This window comes from Streptomyces globisporus C-1027 (assembly GCF_000261345.2).
Lineage (GTDB): Bacteria > Actinomycetota > Actinomycetes > Streptomycetales > Streptomycetaceae > Streptomyces > Streptomyces pakalii.
On sequence record NZ_CP013738.1, the window covers coordinates 3,689,162 to 3,706,232 of the forward strand.

General features: G+C 70.3%; 14 protein-coding genes and 1 pseudogene. 9 read left to right on the top strand and 6 right to left on the bottom strand.

The window, feature by feature from the left end:
- Window positions 1-47 precede the first annotated feature (47 nt).
- From WQO_RS15995 to WQO_RS16015, 5 genes and pseudogenes are all read right to left on the bottom strand, one after another.
- Entirely contained in the window at window positions 48-641 is a 594-nt protein-coding gene (locus tag WQO_RS15995; protein WP_010063649.1) for a hypothetical protein, read from the bottom strand.
- On the bottom strand, window positions 638-3,010 hold the full coding sequence (locus WQO_RS16000; protein WP_058954004.1) for an alpha/beta hydrolase: 2,373 nt from the start codon (window positions 3,008-3,010) through the stop codon (window positions 638-640). Before WQO_RS16000 ends, WQO_RS15995 begins: the two co-directional genes overlap by 4 nt.
- 233 nt (window positions 3,011-3,243) lie before the next feature.
- Window positions 3,244-3,728 (bottom strand): annotated as a pseudogene (locus WQO_RS16005) (hypothetical protein).
- A 50-nt stretch (window positions 3,729-3,778) separates the two neighbouring features.
- Complete coding sequence (locus WQO_RS16010; protein WP_010063652.1) at window positions 3,779-5,590, bottom strand: alpha/beta hydrolase; 1,812 nt, start codon at window positions 5,588-5,590, stop codon at window positions 3,779-3,781.
- Window positions 5,587-6,021 (bottom strand): hypothetical protein, encoded by a 435-nt coding sequence (locus WQO_RS16015; RefSeq protein ID WP_237274136.1) that lies wholly within the window; start codon window positions 6,019-6,021, stop codon window positions 5,587-5,589. The genes WQO_RS16010 and WQO_RS16015 overlap by 4 nt, the downstream gene beginning before the upstream one ends.
- A 338-nt stretch (window positions 6,022-6,359) precedes the next feature.
- On the opposite strand from WQO_RS16015, the gene WQO_RS16020 reads away from it, so the two are divergent.
- From WQO_RS16020 to WQO_RS16050, 7 genes are all read left to right on the top strand, one after another.
- On the top strand, window positions 6,360-7,007 hold the full coding sequence (locus WQO_RS16020; protein ID WP_029182632.1) for a hypothetical protein: 648 nt from the start codon (window positions 6,360-6,362) through the stop codon (window positions 7,005-7,007).
- Window positions 7,008-7,203: 196 nt separating this feature from the next.
- Window positions 7,204-7,512 (top strand): hypothetical protein, encoded by a 309-nt coding sequence (locus tag WQO_RS16025; protein WP_003968086.1) that lies wholly within the window; start codon window positions 7,204-7,206, stop codon window positions 7,510-7,512.
- Window positions 7,513-7,693: 181 nt separating this feature from the next.
- Window positions 7,694-8,563 carry a DUF8175 domain-containg protein gene (locus WQO_RS16030; protein WP_010063656.1) on the top strand — a complete coding sequence of 290 codons (870 nt, stop codon included), beginning with the start codon at window positions 7,694-7,696 and terminating at the stop codon, window positions 8,561-8,563.
- A complete protein-coding gene (locus WQO_RS16035; RefSeq protein WP_029182633.1) occupies window positions 8,553-9,908 on the top strand; it encodes a membrane protein in 1,356 nt (451 codons plus the stop codon). The genes WQO_RS16030 and WQO_RS16035 overlap by 11 nt, the downstream gene beginning before the upstream one ends.
- Window positions 9,905-11,455 carry an SCO6880 family protein gene (locus tag WQO_RS16040; protein ID WP_010063659.1) on the top strand — a complete coding sequence of 517 codons (1,551 nt, stop codon included), beginning with the start codon at window positions 9,905-9,907 and terminating at the stop codon, window positions 11,453-11,455. The genes WQO_RS16035 and WQO_RS16040 overlap by 4 nt, the downstream gene beginning before the upstream one ends.
- Before the next feature lie 78 nt (window positions 11,456-11,533).
- Window positions 11,534-12,961, top strand: a complete 1,428-nt coding sequence (locus WQO_RS16045; RefSeq protein WP_029182634.1) for an ATP-binding protein — start codon at window positions 11,534-11,536, stop codon at window positions 12,959-12,961.
- Window position 12,962: 1 nt separating this feature from the next.
- On the top strand, window positions 12,963-14,534 hold the full coding sequence (locus tag WQO_RS16050; protein WP_010063661.1) for a type IV secretory system conjugative DNA transfer family protein: 1,572 nt from the start codon (window positions 12,963-12,965) through the stop codon (window positions 14,532-14,534).
- 13 nt (window positions 14,535-14,547) lie between these two features.
- On the opposite strand, the gene WQO_RS16055 is transcribed toward WQO_RS16050, so the two are convergent.
- Window positions 14,548-15,108, bottom strand: a complete 561-nt coding sequence (locus WQO_RS16055) for a GNAT family N-acetyltransferase (protein WP_010063662.1) — start codon at window positions 15,106-15,108, stop codon at window positions 14,548-14,550.
- A gap of 199 nt (window positions 15,109-15,307) precedes the next feature.
- On the opposite strand from WQO_RS16055, the gene WQO_RS16060 reads away from it, so the two are divergent.
- Complete coding sequence (locus tag WQO_RS16060; protein ID WP_010063663.1) at window positions 15,308-16,279, top strand: ABC transporter ATP-binding protein; 972 nt, start codon at window positions 15,308-15,310, stop codon at window positions 16,277-16,279.
- Window positions 16,276-17,070 (top strand): ABC transporter permease, encoded by a 795-nt coding sequence (locus WQO_RS16065; RefSeq protein ID WP_010063665.1) that lies wholly within the window; start codon window positions 16,276-16,278, stop codon window positions 17,068-17,070. The genes WQO_RS16060 and WQO_RS16065 overlap by 4 nt, the downstream gene beginning before the upstream one ends.
- Window position 17,071: the final 1 nt, after the last annotated feature.

Consider the following 17,071-nt stretch of genomic DNA (forward strand, 5'->3'; position numbering starts at 1 on the left):
CACGGGGGCGCCGACGGCTCACGAGCACCAGAGCTGACGCCGTCTCATCACCCTTCGCCCGACCAGAAGTCGGACCGCACATTGGGCCGGGGCAACGGATAGACGTCCTTATAGGCAGGCCCGTTGGGCTCGGTGGTGGGATCGGCGACCTCCGACTCCTTCACACAGGGGCTGTCGGCTTCCAGAAAGGCCTGCCCCTTCCCCCGGAAGGAGACGCTGACACCGAATCCGCTCCGGGTGACCGCGTAGACCGCGGGGAACTTCTCGTCCTTGTTGACCGCCTTGATCCGGTAGTCGTTCTTCCGCCAGAAGTTCTCCGCCCGGTCGAGGAAGGTCTGCCGACGCTCGGGGGAGACGATGGTCATGACGGTACGCCGACGGGTCACCCCGCAGGCCCGGGTGGTGGTGGGCCCATGGGCCCACTGCACATCAGGATCGATACCCGCGAGGACGGCATCGAGCATGGCGTCGGACTGCTCGGCGGCTTCCTGCATGTCCATCGTCGCCTCGCTCTCCTTCCCCGCGCTCGTGGCCTTCTCCCCCCGCGAGCCGCTCTCACTCCCGCACCCGGCCAGCGGAACCCCGAGGGCCAGGACCAGGACCACCGCGACGGGGGGCAGGGCCCGCTTCGCTCGCCTCACTTCGGTTCCTCCATCTTGAGCCGGTCGGCGTTGCCCGACACGATCAGGGCGATGCTGTCCGCGGACACGGCGTCGCGTTCCGGGCTGAAGTAGTTCGAGTGCGAGTCCAGACTGATGCCGCTCCCGCTGACGAGGGGCGGCCCGTCGGCCACCGGGAAGCGCCGGGCCCCGAACGCCTTGCTCGCGGGATCCTTCCCGAACCAGAGGTCGTCGTCACCCGGATCCGCGAGATCGCCGGCGACGTACGCCCCGCCGGGCCCGCCCAGGGCCAGCCCGAGCCCGCCCACCACGACCTGGGTCTTCGAGGGCAGTTTCGTCACGGGGTCGTTGGCGGCGGCCCCCACGAAGACGTGCTCGCTGCCGACGCCGAGGTCCACGGCGTGGTCGACGCCGACCCCCGGGCTGCCGACGAGGATGATGTCGTCGACCCCGGGAATCCCCCCGGGCCGGGCGGCGGCCGCACCCACGGTCCGGGACCCGTAGGAGTGCCCGATGGCGGTCAGATGCGGGTCCTTGTTCTGGTTGGTGACGGAGATCCCGCCCATGAAGTCGCGGTAGGCCGCCCCGCCCTTCTCGGCCCGCCCGGTGCCCATGACGGCGAAGTAGCCCGCCACCCCGTCCTTGTCCGGCAGCTGCGGGGCGTCGTACCCGAGCCAGACGATGGACGCCGTCGACTCGTCGTACCCCTGCGCCCCGATCGCGGTGTCGCGGGCCCGCCCGAGGTCGTTCTTGGCGAACTCCTCGTCGAGGGAGGTGTTGAGCCCCGGCACATAAGCGGACACATGCTGCGAGGCATCAGGATTCCCGAACGACACGATCGCCCGCCCGTTCCCCTCGTCCCCGATCCCGATGAGATACATGGGCGGCTTCCCGTTCTCGTTCAGCTGCCGTTCGATCTCGCGCAGCCCGGCCAGCTGGTCGCGGGCCTTGTCGGTGTCGACGCCCTCCAGCTTGTCGATGAGCGCCGGAAGATTACGGCGGTTGGCGGCGTCGCGCGCGAGGAGCGGAATGCCGTCGAGGTTGCCGATCCGCTCCGGGACGAGCTCGATGTACCGCTCCCGCTCCTCCGGCGAGAGCCCGTCCCACCAGGTCTTGCGCTGGGCGGGCGTGGCGTTCTGCGGGATCCGCTCACCGAGGTGCGCCCGCTCGGCGTCCCGCACCTCGGCGTCGACCCGCGCCCCGGACCCGGGTATCGCCAGCCCGGCACCGGCCCCGCCGACGGCCTTGTTCCAGTCCCAGGCCGCGCCGATGTAGTCGCCCCGTGCCCACTTCTGCTCCGCGCCGCGGGTGTCGCGCCCCCACTGATCGACGATGCGCTGCCCGATCTCCCCGGGCCGCAGAACGGCACCGACGACCCCTCGGACGTCACCCCCGACCCCGTCCCCGACAAACCCCCCGATGAACCCGCCGCCGTGGGGACCTGGGGGTCTACCCGCGTCGACCGGTGCGATGAAGTCGCTCTGGGGGAAGGGGGTGGTGCCTTGGGGGGTGTTGGGGGCTCCGGTGGTGGCGGTGTCATCGGGGCGGCCGGTGGTGGCGGTGTCATCGGGGCGGCCGGTGTCATCGGGGCGGCCGGTGTCGCCGGGCTGGCTGGTGCTGCCGGTGCCGTTCTCGCCCCTGGTACCGGTGCTGCCGGTACCACCGGTAAGGCTGGACTCACCCTCCCCACCCCCTCCGTCGGCACCAGCGCCCGGGGTGTCATGGCCCCCGCTGCCGCCACCGTCGGCGCCCCCGCCGCTGCTCCCGCCCGTGCCTCCACCGTCGCCTCCACCGCCGGCCACGACGTCGCGTCCCGGCGCCGGGCACGAGCTGCCGGTCAGTTCACAGATCGCGCTGCGGATCTCCGCGGTGAGCTGCTGCCCGGTCCCCGTGGCCATGAGCCCGCCGACGAGAGCGACGACGACCAGGACGAGGCCGAGGTACTCCAGCGCGGTCTGCCCACCGTCGCGGCGGAGCCTCATCATCCGGGCGAAGCTGAAGAGCCGTTGCTCGGCCCGTTGCTCCAGGCCGCTGCGGAACCACCGACGGCTCTCCGGCCGGCACAGCAGGACGATGACGACCACCGGTACGGCCAACCGCGCGACGCCTTGCCCCTCGGCCCCGCCGCCCAACTCGGCGAGGCCGCCGAGGACGATCCAGGCCAGCACGGCGAGGAGCCCGTACCAGACGCGAACCCCGCCATGCCGGACGTACAGCGACAGCACGAAGACGGCGACCCCGGGTAACGACGCGTAGAGCAGCAGCCCGAGGAGGTACCCGTCGACCGCGTCCACGGAAGAGGCGGTCGACAGGGCCCGGATCGCGCCCACCAGCGTGGCCACGAAGAGAACGTGAAGCAGGATCAGGGCCGCCTGCAACGGCCGTGGCATCAACCGCCCACCCGAACCCGATACGGCAGCGCTTACATCGACGCCAACAGGGACCGCGCTTCTTCGTATGCCGGACAAGAGCAGTCCCCTACCTCGTGAGTGGGCGGAACGGGCGACAGGTCAGTCACTCCGCGTATGCGACCACACGGGCGGGGGGCACGACATGGGCCCCAGGACCCAATACAGGGCTCAAAGCCGTTGCGCGTCAGTCGAGTTGGGCCACCATGGTCCGATCACGGCCCGGTTGCCGACCAGAAGTCGGAGTGGATGTTGGGGCGGGGGATGAACTCCAGACCCTCGTACAGGGGCGCGGTCGCCTGGCTGGCGGAGTCCAGCACTTCCGACTTCTGAGCACAGGGCGTATCCACCTGGAAGAATGCCTGCCTTCGCCACCAATGCTCAGACTCATTCGGTACCCGTCGTTGGTGCGCGCATAGATGGCGGGAAACTCGGCACTATTGTTCACCGCGGTCATCTGGTATCCACTTTTGCGCCAGAACCTATCGACCACCCCTAGAAAACTCCCCCTCCGCTCTGCTGAGATCCTGGTCATGATGACGCGCCTCCGCGTCACCTCGCACATCCCTGTTGAAGTGAAACCGTGCGTCCAACGCACCTCCGGGCGAATTCCCCGAAGAACCGCATCAAGAATCGCATCCGAGCGCATCGCAGCCTCCTGCATGTCCAATCGACTCTCCTCGTTCTTGGTACACCCCATCGACACAATTCCAGCAGTGAGGGCCAGCGCCAGTACTCGCAAGTGCAGCTTCACCGCGGCTGCTCCGGTTTAACTTCCTCTCCGCGCCCGGCAGCAATCAGTGCAATACTCCTGGAAGAAGTGGAGTCCAACTCTGGATCGAAGTACTGCGAATGCGCGTCGGAAGTAACACGCCCGAGGCCAATCAACGGAGGCCCGTCATCCGCACCGAAGCGCCGCCCGCCGAACTCTTCGCTAGCCGGATCCGTGCCGAACCACAGGTCGGCATCACCTCCGTTCGCCAGGTCCACCAGAGAACCAACCGGCCCTAGAGCTCGCCCCATTCCCGAAATCACCGCGTGCTCACTCGCTGGAAGTTTGGTCACCACGTCGTTCTTTGCTGCCCCCACGTACACATGGTCCCTTCCCACCCCCAGGTCCTCGGCCCGATCCACACCCACGCCAGGACTGCCGACCAGGACGATATCCGTCACACCGGGGATTCCACCCTCCTGTTGCGTCGCAGCGCCGACCGTTCGTGACCCGTAGGAATGACCGATAGCCGTCAGGTTCGGATCAGCGTGATCATTCGACGCCACCAACCCGGCCATGAACCCGTTGAATGCGCGACCACCAGCCTCGGCCCTCCCTGTACCTGCAACGGCCAGACTGCTCCAGCCGTCCGGACTCTGCGGTGCGTCATATCCCAGCCAAGTAATCACGGCACTCGACTGATCAATATCCCGCGCAGCGGCAGCAGTGTCCCGCGCCCGCTTCAAATCCCCCTCCGCAAACTCCTTGTCCAACGACGTATTCAACCCCGGCACATAAGCCGCCACATTCCGCGCAGTATCCGGATTCCCGTACGACACGATCGCCCGACCATTCCCCTGATCCCCGATCCCGAGCAGATACATCGGCGGCTCCCCCACCTTCGGTCCCGCCCGCAGCTGCCGGTCGATCTCCCGCAGCGCCGCAAGCTTGGTCGCCGAATCGTCGTCGTCCCGACCCTCCAGCTTTCCCATCAGCAGCTGCAGGTTGTCCCGGTTCGCCGCGTCCCGCACCAGGGCCGGAATCCCGTCCAGGTCGCCGATCCGGTCCGGGTACACCGCGAGGTACTCCTCGCGCTGTTCGTCCGTCAGGCCGGCCCACCACGCCTTCCGCTCCGCCGGACTCGCATCGTGCGGGATCGCGTCCCTCAGGTATCCGCGCGCCGCACCCCGCACCCCCGCCGCATCGGCCGCCGCGTCCGTCCACGTCGCCACGGGAACGCCCAGCCCCTCGTGCGCCTTCAACGACCGCAGGATCCTGGCGTACCGCCAGTCCGCATCGGCCGCCGCCCGCACCGCCTGCGCCACCCGGTCCGCGATGTCCTGGGCCTTGCCCGCGTTCGGGTTCGGCGCGACGAGACCCGAGGGCGGGACCATGCCCGGGTTCGGCACCCCGGACGCCGTCCCGCCCGCCAACGGCTTCCCGCCGACCAAGCCCTCGCCCGCCGCCGGATACGTCACCGAACCGTCCGCGTGCACCGTGAACTTCAACACCGCCGCGTCGTCCAGCGCCCCCTGCAACACCCGCTGCTGGGCCTTGATCTCGTGGGCCAGGCTGTTCAGCGTGGTCCGCAGCAGCCCGCACTCGGTGTAGATGTACTGGAAGTTCGTCCCCAGCCGCCGCAACCCCCGCACGGCCGCGTCCGGCGCCTCTCCCCTCTGCGTATCGCGCAGACCCGGCAGGAGCTGTCCCTCGATACGGTCCCGGGCCGCGTCCGCCCGGTTGCTGACGCGCCCCCAGCCGTCCGCCGCCTGTTCCAGTTCGGCGCACTTCACCTCACGTAACACCGACCAGGTCAGGCCGGAACCCGCGCCACCGCTCCGCCCGCTCACCGCGCACCACCGACGCTCGGCGTCTTCACCCCTTCGAAGCCGCTCTTCACCGCCTCGTTGGCCTGCGTCTGGCCCTGGACGACCGCCCGCATCTTCCCGCCGAGGCTCCCGCTCTCCTTACGGGCATCCTCGAACCGGCGCTCCCACGACGCCCGCACGGCACCCAGTTCCGCCAGCGCGGAGAGCGCCCCGGCCCCTGCGGTCACGCCCTGGTGCGCCACCTCCAGTTCGCTCTTCACCGGGCCGAGGAGCGTGACCAACTGGTCGGCCCCACCGGCGGCCCGCAACCACGGACCACGGCTGTGCCGGAGATCCCCTCCCCCGCCCGCCCCCGCCGATCCGGCAGCACCCGCCGGTCCGGCCGACGCCCCCACCCGCTCCCGGCCTTCGCCCGGCTGCCCGACCACGGTCACTCCGCCCACACCGCTCACCCCGTTCTCTTGATCGTGGAGCGGCACTGTGCCAAATCGGCGATACACGACATGCCGTACGTCAGCACGCGGGGCCCCAGCGCCCTCCGCACCCGGCCCCGGTGATTCCCGGCCGGGCGAGGAGGACGCCCCGTTCCCGTGCGCCCGCCCGGTTCACCCGAACGAAGGGGGAGGCGGACGTGGGCGCACACACCGGCGCACGGCGGCGGTCGCCCGCACGGTGACCCGGGCGGAGGCCCTCTCCGCCGCACGGCGGAGCTCGGCGCCCCGGGCCTCGTACCGCAGAACCGCCGACTCGGGAACAGAAGCTGACGCCCCGCCACAGTGCACGAACCACGATGGAACGCATGCGAACCCGAAAGGAACACCCCACCGGCTCCACCCCCACCCCCACTCCCATCTCCGTACCGTCCAGCCCCCCACCCCGATGGGCGGTTCGCGCCGCGCAACTGATCACGCTGCTCGCGCTGCCGACCGGACTGTGGCGGCTGGCGATGGTGTGCGGGTTCCCGTCCGGGTACACCGAGGCCGGCTTCGTTCCGTTCGACACCCCGGGCTCCAAGCTGTGGATGCTGATGCTGAGCGTCGCCTGCGAGCTGCTCGCCCTGCTCTCCCTCGGTCTGGTCCGGCCCTGGGGCGAAAGGGTGCCCCGCTGGATACCCGTCATCGGCGGCCGCCCCGTTCGCCCCCTGGCCGCCGTCGTACCGGCCGCAGCCGGGGCCCTCGCGCTGACGGCGATCTGGGCCGCCATGCCCCTGTGGTGGACGTACCCGCACACGGACATGACCCCCACCGGCCGTCTGCTGGTCGGTGTCATCTATCAGCCGCTCGTCCTCTGGGGACCGCTCCTGGGGGCCGTCACCGTCTCCTACTACCGGCGCACCAAGGGCTCTCGAACGGCGCATACGAACACGCCGTGCCCCGCGAACGCTGCGACCGCATCAGAACCCATGGCCACCGTCGTTGCTCCTGGTCACAGTGCGTGATACACAGAGTAACCAGTCGTATGCGCGAGGAGCGGACGAGCCGCAGGTCAGGGCGGCCGCCCCGGTCAAACGTGCGAGATCCGGGTAAAGAGACCCGGGAAGGCGTCGTGCGAGCGCGGTTTCATCAGCGAAGATAGAAGGCGACCCATGCCGGACGGCACGGGCAGCGAACTACCCAACAGGGGCGGTGACTTACATGATCCTGGCAGCAGAGAAGGGCGACATCACCACCATCATCGGCGGAATCGCTCCGGACTGGGGGCCGTTCGGGACGCTGGGCAACGAGGCGCGCATCATGATCGAGGTGGTGATGGCCATCGCCATCCTGCTCTGCCTCGGCATCGCGATCTGGGGTGCTGCGAAGCAGCGCATCGGAGCGACGGCACTGCGCGACACGTTCAGCGCTGAACAGGGCAAGGGCCTGATCGTGGCAGGGCTGACAGGGGTCTTCATCATCGGCTCCCTGGGGACCCTGTTCACCATCGTGTACGGAATGGCCGTCTGACCCACCACCGGCCGACTCCCAGCGGGCCGTCCCAGCCCGCTCCCCACCATCCGCCCGTCGCGCCCACCGGCTGAGGTTGCGTTTCCCTGATGTCGAGTCACCACACCGCGCTCAAGCGGCAACCAGCAGAGCTACCGTCGTCCTGCGCGGATCCGCACACGACCGAGGGAGCGAACGCGGCATGAGTCCCGGTGACGAGCACGACTACCGCGGCAAGGACCAGGGGGGCCGCGCGGACGACCCGTACAGCACGCTCGGCGGCACCCGTCAGACCCGTACCCGTCTCCCCGACGGCGACCCGGGCAACCCCACCGCGCGCCGCCCCGTCCGCAACTCCCGCTCCCTCGTGACGATCACCGGCATCGTCGTCCTCCTCGTCGCCGCCATCGCCTTCGCCAACCGGGGCGGTGGCAGCGACGACGACGCTTCCCCGGGCGCCAAGAGCTCCGGAGCCGCGGGAAGCGCCCCCACGGCGGCCACCGGCACCAAGCCCGTCGAGGGCAGAAACAGCACGATCCCTTCCGGCTTCGCTCGTGACGAGCAGGGGGCGCAGAGTGCGGCGGCGAACTATGCGGTGGCGCTGGGGTCGGCGGAGATGTTCAATTCCGACACGCGTCGCGACATCGTCCAGTCCATCGCGGACAGCAGTACAGCCACGAAACTCCAGTCCGGATTCGATGCCGACTACTCGCAGGGCTTCCTGGAGCAGATCGGCCTCGACACCGACGGCAGCGCCCCAGCCGGCTCCAGCTTTGTCAACCGCACACTCCCGGCCGGGACGAAGGTGAAGTCCTACTCATCGAGCACGGCGGAGATCGAAGTCTGGTGCTCCGGCCTGTTCGGCCTGACCGGCGAAAAGTCGACGAAGCCGGTCACCAGTGGATGGTTCACCGTGACCATGCAGCTGAAGTGGAACGGTTCCGACTGGAAGATCCTCGAGACCAGCCAGCGGAGCGGTCCTTCTCCTGTTACCGGCGACAACCCCGTGTCCGGATCGGATGAGATCGCGGACGCGGTCAACCAGTTCGGGGGGTTCACCTATGCCCGATAGCCGTCGCCGCTGGTCGCTCGGCTTCAGCGTGGCAGCCGCGCAAGCCTCGGTACTTGTATTCGCCACTCGGGCGGCAGCTGACCCGACTCCCACTCCAACGCCCAGTGGCAGCAGTGACCCTTGCGAGTTGATCGCCGGCCCGGCTCGCGACTACTGCCAAGGGGATGACTCTCCGCGCACCCAGGACGTCCCCTCCACCGACGCCCTCGACCCCCTCTCCTCCCTCGCCCGAGGCTGCGCCGACGCCGCCTCCTGGATCGTCGGCAAGCTCAGCGAGGCCGTCGACTCCACGGCCAACGTCGACTTCACCAACCCCAAGTTCCTCCAGCAGTACGCCGTGATCTTCGCGGCCTCCACCATCCTCACCCTCGTCCTCTGGCTCCTCGCCGTCGCCAAGCGCGCCATCCGCGGCGTCCCCCTCACCACCGCGATCTCCGAGGCCGTCGGCTTCCTCTGGCTCACCGTCCTCGCCTCGGCCTTCACCCCGCTGATCCTCTACACGATCGTCTCCGCCACCGACGGCGTCACCGAGATCATCGCCTCCGCCACCGGCGGCCAGACGGACGTCTTCTTCGGCTCGTTCGCCGAAGCGCTCAAGAAGGGCGAGGACATCGGCGGCGGCCCGATCATGCTGATCGTCGTCTCGCTCGTCTCGATCCTCGCCGCCGGCATCCTGTGGCTGGAGCTCGTCATCCGCGCCGCCCTGCTCTACGTCGGCGCACTCCTCGGGATCGTCGTCTACGCCGGTCTCGTCGACAAGAACATGTGGGGCCACGTCCGCCGCTGGGCCGGCATCATGATCGCGGTGATCATGGTCAAGCCGGTCATCGTCATCGTCCTCGGCCTCGCCGGCGCACTCTCCTCGGGCGACGGACCCGACGCCTTCTCCGCCGTCGTCTCCGGCCTCTCCATCATCCTCCTGGCCATCTTCGCCTCCGCCATGATCTACCGCTTCGTCCCCGGCTTCGGCGACGAGATCCAGGGCGCCCGCACCAACCGCAAGCAGGCCACCGACGGCTCCCAGGCCGCCGCCCTCATCAGCTCCCCGGCCGCCCTCGTCTCCCAGGGCATCAAGACCCACAGCGGCCGCAACGACCAGACCAGCGGCGGAGGCGGCGCCCGCCCCGCCAACCCGGCCAGCGGCGGCGTCGCCGCCCACAGCTCCCGCACCTCCGGCGGAAGCGGAGTCGGCGGCGGGGTCGGCGGCGGATCTGTCCCCTCCGCCGCACCCTCGCCCCGCAGCGGCTCCGCGCCCACCTCCGCCACCCCCCACAGCAGCCGCTCCCCCCGAGGCGGCGGCTTCGGCACCACAGGTAACTCGAGCACAGGAGGTGGAGGGCGTTGACGACCCAGTCCCACACGATGACGCCCCGCCGCACGTATCTCATCGGCCGCGCCCGGCCGAACGCGATCGTCGGCAAGAACCGCGAGACCGGCGAGATCGCCCTGATCATCGTCGGCGCGTTCCTCGGCATGATGAGCGGACTCCTCGTCCCCGTCCTCTCCCTCCGCATCGTCTGCCTCGTCGGCTTCCCGATGCTGGCCCTCGCCGTCGTGTACGTCCCCTACAAGGGCCGCACCTTCTACAAGTGGTTCGAGATCAACCGCACCTTCAAGCGCTCCCTGCGCCGCGGCACCGCCTACCGCTCGGGTGCCATGGAAGCCGGCGTCAGCGCCGACGGCCGCGAGGTCGAGATCGGCCCGCCCCCCGGCATCGGCCGCATCAGCTGGCTCGCCGCCCCCTTCGGCCCCGACGAGATCGCCGTCCTCCTCCACGCCGACCGGCGCACCGTCACCGCCGCCATCGAGATCGAGGGCCCCGGTGTCGGCCTCCGCGACAGCGAGGACCAGGAAGCCCTCGTCGACCGCTTCGGCACCCTCCTCAAGCACGTGGCCAACGGCGACGGCTTCGTCACCCGCCTCCAGATGCTCGCCCGCACCCTCCCCGCCGACCCCGACGCCCACGCCAAGGACGTCGCCCAGCGCGGCGACAAGGCGTCCCCGGCCTGGCTCCAGGACTCCTACGACCAGCTGCAGTCCATGGTCTCCACCTCCAGCGAGCAGCACCGCGCCTACCTCGTCGCCTGTATGCACTACAGCCGTGAACTGGCCGCCGAGGCCAACGCCATGGCCCGCGCCGCCCGCCCCCACGGCGGCCGCAAGCTCGACCGCGACGCCGGCCTCGCCGTCGTCATGGCCCGCGAGCTCACCGACATCTGCGCCCGCCTCGCCGAGGCCGACATCCGGGTACGCCAGCCGCTCGGCCAGAGCCGCGTCGCCTCCCTCGTGCACTCCATGTACGACCCCGACCACCCCATCGACCACATCCAGGCGATGACCAAGCGCAACGCCTGGCCCGCCGAACTGGACGCGGTCGAGCCCACGTTCCTCCAGGCCAAGACCCGCGAGTCCACCACCCGCGCCCCCTGGTGCCACGCCACCGCCTGGGTGAAGGAGTGGCCGATGACCCCCGTCGGCGTCAACTTCCTCGCCCCGCTCCTCGTCCACACCCCCGACGTCATCCGCACCGTCGCCGTCTGCATGGACCTCGAACCCACCGAGGTCGCCATCGAACGCATGCTGACCGAGAAGACCAACGACGACGCCGAGGCCAGCCGCCAGGCCAAGATGAACCGCACCGTCGACCCCCGCGACATCGCCGCCCACGGCCGGCTCGACCAGCGGGGTGAAGATCTCGCCAGCGGCGCGGCCGGAGTGAACCTGGTGGGGTACATCACGGTGTCGTCCCGCTCACCCGAGGCACTCGCCCGCGACAAGCGCACGATCCGCGCCTCGGCCGGCAAGTCGTACCTCAAGCTGGAATGGTGCGACCGCGAACACCACCGCGCCTTCGTGAACACGCTCCCGTTCGCCACCGGCATCCGCCGCTGACCACCCCTCACCGGCCGCAGCAGCACCGCAACACCGCCACCCGCACGAAGAACCCCGACCAGAGAGGGCACCCCCACCATGCGAGACCCCCTGTCCGCATTGTCGGATGCCTTCACCTCCTTCCTCTTCGGCAAGGTGGAGACGACCCGCCTCCCCGTCCGTACGTCCACGGGCCAGGCCCAGGCCGTCTACCTCCCCACCGCCGCCCCCGGCCTCGGCGACTCCGGCGTGATCATCGGCCGCGAGGTCTACAGCGGCAAGGGCTACATCTACGACCCCTTCCAGCTGTACGGGCAACAGCTCCCCGCCCCCCACTGGCTGGTCCTCGGCGAGTCCGGCAACGGCAAGTCGGCCCTGGAGAAGACCTACGTCCTGCGCCAGCTCCGCTTCCGCGACCGCCAGGTCGTCGTCCTCGACGCCCAGGGCGAGGACGGCGTCGGCGAGTGGAACCTCATCGCCCAGGAGCTGGGCATAACCCCCATCCGCCTGGACCCGACCGCAGCCCTCAACGGCGGTATCCGGCTCAACCCCCTCGACCCGTCCATCACCACCACCGGCCAGCTCGCCCTGCTCCGTACGATCATCGAAGTCGCGATGGGCCACGGCCTCGACGAGCGTTCCGGCTTCGCGCTCAAGGTCGCCCACGCCTACGTCACCGCGACCATCACCGACCGCCAGCCGGTCCTGATGGACATCGTCGAGCAGCTGCGCCACCCCGAGCCCGAGTCCGCCGAGGCGATGAACGTCGACATAGACGATGTACGGGCCTGGGGCCTGGACGTCGCCCTCGTCCTGGACCGCCTCGTCGACGGTGACCTGCGCGGCATGTTCGACGGGCCGACCACCGTCGGCATCGACCTCGACGCGCCCCTCATCGTCTTCGACCTCTCGCACATCGACCGCAACTCGATCGCGATGCCGATCCTGATGGCGATCGTCGGCGTCTGGCTGGAACACACCTGGATCCGGCCCGACCGCAAGAAGCGCATCTTCCTGGTCGAGGAGGCGTGGCACATCATCAACTCGCCCTTCGTCGCCCAGCTCTTCCAGCGCCTGCTGAAGTTCGGACGCCGCCTCGGCCTCTCGTTCGTCGCCGTCGTCCACCACCTCAGCGACGTGGTGGACGGAGCAGCGGCGAAGGAAGCGGCCGCGATCCTCAAGATGGCCTCCACCCGCACGATCTACGCCCAGAAGACGGACGAGGCCAGAGCGACCGGCCGGGTCATCGGCCTGCCCCGCTGGGCCGTCGAGATCATCCCGACCCTCACCCCCGGCATCGCCGTCTGGGACGTCAACGGCAACGTCCAGGTCGTCAAACACCTGATCACCGAGGCCGAACGCCCCCTGGTCTTCACCGACCGCGCCATGACCGAGGGCTCGGCCATGGACCCGGACGACCTGCTCCCCGAGGACATCCGCGCCGCCGAACTGGAGGCGGAGCAAAGGGCGGCCCGGATCGAGCACCAGCAACGGATGAACGAGTCGTCAGAGTCCACGGTGGCCTGACATGGCACGCCAGGCACCGCGCGGCCGGGGCAACGGCCGCGCCCATCACGACGGTCACGACGGCCGGCCCCAGGGCAGCGGCGGCATTCCGGACGGCCTGCTGATCGGCCTCCTGGCCCTCTTCCTCGCGGCCACCCTGGTCGCCTGGACGGCCACCGGCCTGGCCGGGCTGTTCACCCACGGGGCCTGGCCGGACGCTGTCACGTTCACCCGCGCCCCGCTCGCCCTGCGCGAACTGGCCACCGCACCCCAGGATCTCCCCGCGGCCTGGCCGGGGACGCCCGCGGCCCAGCTCTCCGGATACGGCCTGTTCTGGGGCCTGTTCATCGGCGAACTGATGGTGCTGCTGGTCCTCACGGTGTTCACGCTCGGGGTGGTGTCCCGCGCTCGTGCCGTACGGGAACGGCGCCGCGAGGAACGGGCCTCCACGGCATACGAGCCACAGCTCCCGACGGACAAGCCGGCACCGACACCACCCCACGAGCAACCACAGGCACAGCCGCCGCAGCCGCAGGCAGAGGCGCTGGCACGGGCACAGGCAGCACCCCGAACACACACCATCACCCCACCACCCCCCGCCGAGGAGACGCCCCCTCCCCCCGAAACGGGCACCGCACTGCTCCCCTCCCCCCGCACCCCCCTCCTCGTCTACGCCCCCGCCCCCGCCCGGCGCCCCACCGTCGTCCAGGCGATCCACGACGCCGAAGGCCCCGCCCTGGTCGTCACATCGGACCCCACGGTCTGGGCCGAGACGAAGGACGCCCGGGCCAAACTCGGCCCGGTCCTCGTCTACGACCCGGGCCACCTCTGCGACACCCCCGCCCGCCTCCACTGGTCGCCCACCGCAGGCTGCGAGCTGCCCGACACCGCCGCCGCACGGGCCGCCGCCCTGCTCGCCCCGGTCCGCCCGCAGGCCAGGATCGACGCGGCGGTGGCCGACACCGCGCAGACGCTCCTCCGGTGCTGGCTGCACGCCGCGGCGGTGGACGGCCGCCCGTTCCGCCAGGTCGCCCGCTGGGCCTCGGGGTCAGCCGCCCACGAACCGGTACGCCTTCTCCGTACGCACCCCAAGGCCGCTTCCGGACTCGCCGGGCTCCTGGAGTCCGCGCTCACGGCCTATCCGGAACGGCGCGAGATGGCCCAGGAGTTGACCGTACGAGCCTTCTCGGCACTCTCCTCGGTGCACATCCGCGAGGCCTGCACGCCCAACCGATCGGATGCGGCCGCGCTGGAATCTTTTGCCCGCGAGGGGGGAACGCTCTACCTGGTGGGCGAACCCATCGAGGATCCCCGCTCACGCCCGGGCGCGATGCCCCTCCTCACCGCGCTCGCCGCAGACGTGGTCGAGCACGGCCGCCGCATGGCCGCACGGTCAACCGACGGTCGGCTCGACCCACCAATGACGCTCGTCCTGGACGACGTCGCGGCCGTGGCGCCCCTTCCCCAACTCCCGGAACTGCTGGCGACCGGCGAGATGCGGGGCATGCCCGCCCTGGTGCTGCTCCGCTCCCAGGAACAGGGCCGAGCCCGCTGGCGGGAAACCCTGCACACACCTGCCCCGGGCATCGGCTAGCCAGGACAAGCAATCAGCCAGTCCGCCCGAGGACGTACTCGAGCTCCTGCTCACCCCGGTCGCCCGGAGCCGGAATCCGCCGGCCGGAGGGCACGAAACCGAACTTCCGGTAGAACCCGGCGGCCCGCGGGTTCTTCTCGTGCACGTAGAGGCGCACCCGCTCCATCCGGGGCGCGGACAGCGACCACGCCCACGCGACGGCCTCGCGGAACAACGCCTCGGTCACCCCGGTCCCCCGCACCTCGGGCCGGACGAACACACCGACCAGGTGCGCCTGCTCCACCGGCGATGCCTCCCCGAACCGCACCTCGTCGTCCGGGCTCTCGACGAGCACGGTGACCGACCCCACCCACTCCCCGTCGGGCGACTCCGCGACGAACTGGCGGACCCGGCCGGGTCCGTCCTCGGCGGCATCGGCGGCACGCTGCTGCCAGAACACGTCCGGCTTCGCCTCAGCGTCCTCGTACGACTCCAGGAACGCCACCGGGGCCGCCGGATCCCGCAGAGCGTCCAGCCGCAACTGCCTGACCTGCGGCCATTCGTCGGCCCGCACCACGCGCATCACATAGTCCATACCGCGATCCTCGCCCCCACCCCGCCCCCCCGTTCAACCGAATACTCACCGCATCAGCCCCGACACCCGGCACCCGGCACCAAGCACCGGACAACGAACTGCCACCCCCACACCCCGTCGTACCCCGGTACTACGCCCGCCCCCACGTCCCGCCCCCGGTCGGACGACCGGCCGCCGCCGGCTCCGTAGCGTCGACCGCATGATCACGGCACAGGGACTCACCAAGCGGTACGGCGACAGAACCGTCGTCCAGGACCTCGACTTCACCGTCCGCCCCGGCACGGTCACCGGCTTCCTCGGCCCCAACGGCGCGGGCAAGTCCACGACGATGCGCATGCTCCTCGGCCTCGACACCCCGACGCAGGGCCGCTCCACCGTCAACGGGCGCTCCTACGCCACCCACCCCGCGCCCCTCACCCAGGTCGGCGCCCTGCTGGAGGCCCGGTCCGTCCACCCCGGCCGCTCCGCCTTCAACCACCTGATGGCCCTAGCCCACACCCACGGCATCCCACGCCGACGCGTCGAGGAGGTCATCGACCTCGCCGGGCTGACGGACGCCGCCCACCGCCGGGTGAAGGGCTTCTCCCTCGGCATGGGCCAACGGCTCGGCGTCGCCGCCGCACTCCTCGGCGACCCCGCGACCGTCATCCTGGACGAACCGGTCAACGGCCTGGACCCGGAAGGCGTCCTGTGGATCCGTACCCTCCTGACCTCCCTCGCCGCCGAAGGCCGTACGGTCCTCGTCTCCTCCCACCTGATGAGCGAGATGGCCCTCACCGCCGACCACCTGATCGTCATCGGCCGCGGCAGACTCCTCGCCGACACCACGGTGGCCGAACTGATCCGGTCGGCAGGCGGAGCATCCGTCAGAGTCGTCACCCCGCAACCGGAAGAGCTGAAAGCCCACCTCACGGCCCCGGACGTGACCGTCACAGTCACCCGCACCCCCGTGCCCACCCTCACGCCCGGATCCCACGAACTCCGGATCCGAGGAGTGGACGCGGCGCACATCGGACACGTGGCCGCCACGCACGCGATCACCCTCCACGAACTCTCGCCGCAGACCGTGTCGTTGGAGCAAGCCTTCATGGACCTCACGCAGGAATCGGTGGACCACCGCCCGCACCGACAGCACCAGCCGACAGCAGCAGCCACGGGAGCAGCAGCATGACCACCACCCACCCCACGGCCTCGCCGCCGTACCGCATCACCCCGCCCCGCATCCTGCGCGCGGAGTGGCACAAGCTCCGTTCTCTGCGCTCCACCTGGGTCACCGTCATCTCGGCGGTCGTCATGGTGCTCGGCATCGGCCTCATCATGGGCGCGACCTACACCTCCGGCGGCGGGGACTCCGACGTCGACACGGTCGTCCTGTCGCTGTACGGCAGCATGCTCGCCCAGATCTTCCTGGGCGTCCTGGGCATCCTGATGACCGCCGGCGAGTACGCGACCGGCATGATCCGCTCCTCGCTCACCGCCGTACCCACCCGGCTCCCCGTCCTGTGGGCGAAGGCCGTGGTCTTCGCCGCCACCGTCTTCACGGTCATGCTCGCGACGTCGGTGGTCACGTTCGCCGCGGCCCAGGCCTTCCTCCACGACACCGACCAGGCCGCCTCGTTCACCGACCCGGGCATCCTGCGCGCCCTGGTGGGCAACGCCGCGGCACTCACCTTGATGGGCCTGCTCGCCCTCGGCCTCGGCGCACTGCTGCGCTCGGTGCCGGGCGCGATCGGGGCGTTCATCGGCGGGGTGATGATCCTGCCGGAGATCCTCGGAATGCTCCCGTACGACGCCGTCGAGCGCGCCATCATGTACTTCCCCACCCAGGCCGCCGGCGCCCTCGGCTCCGCCACCCCCATCCCGGGCACCATCTCCCCCGGTCCCGCGCTGCTCGCCCTGTCCCTGTGGGCGGGTACGACACTGGCCGCGGCAGCGCTGGCACTCAAGCGCCGCGACGTCTGAC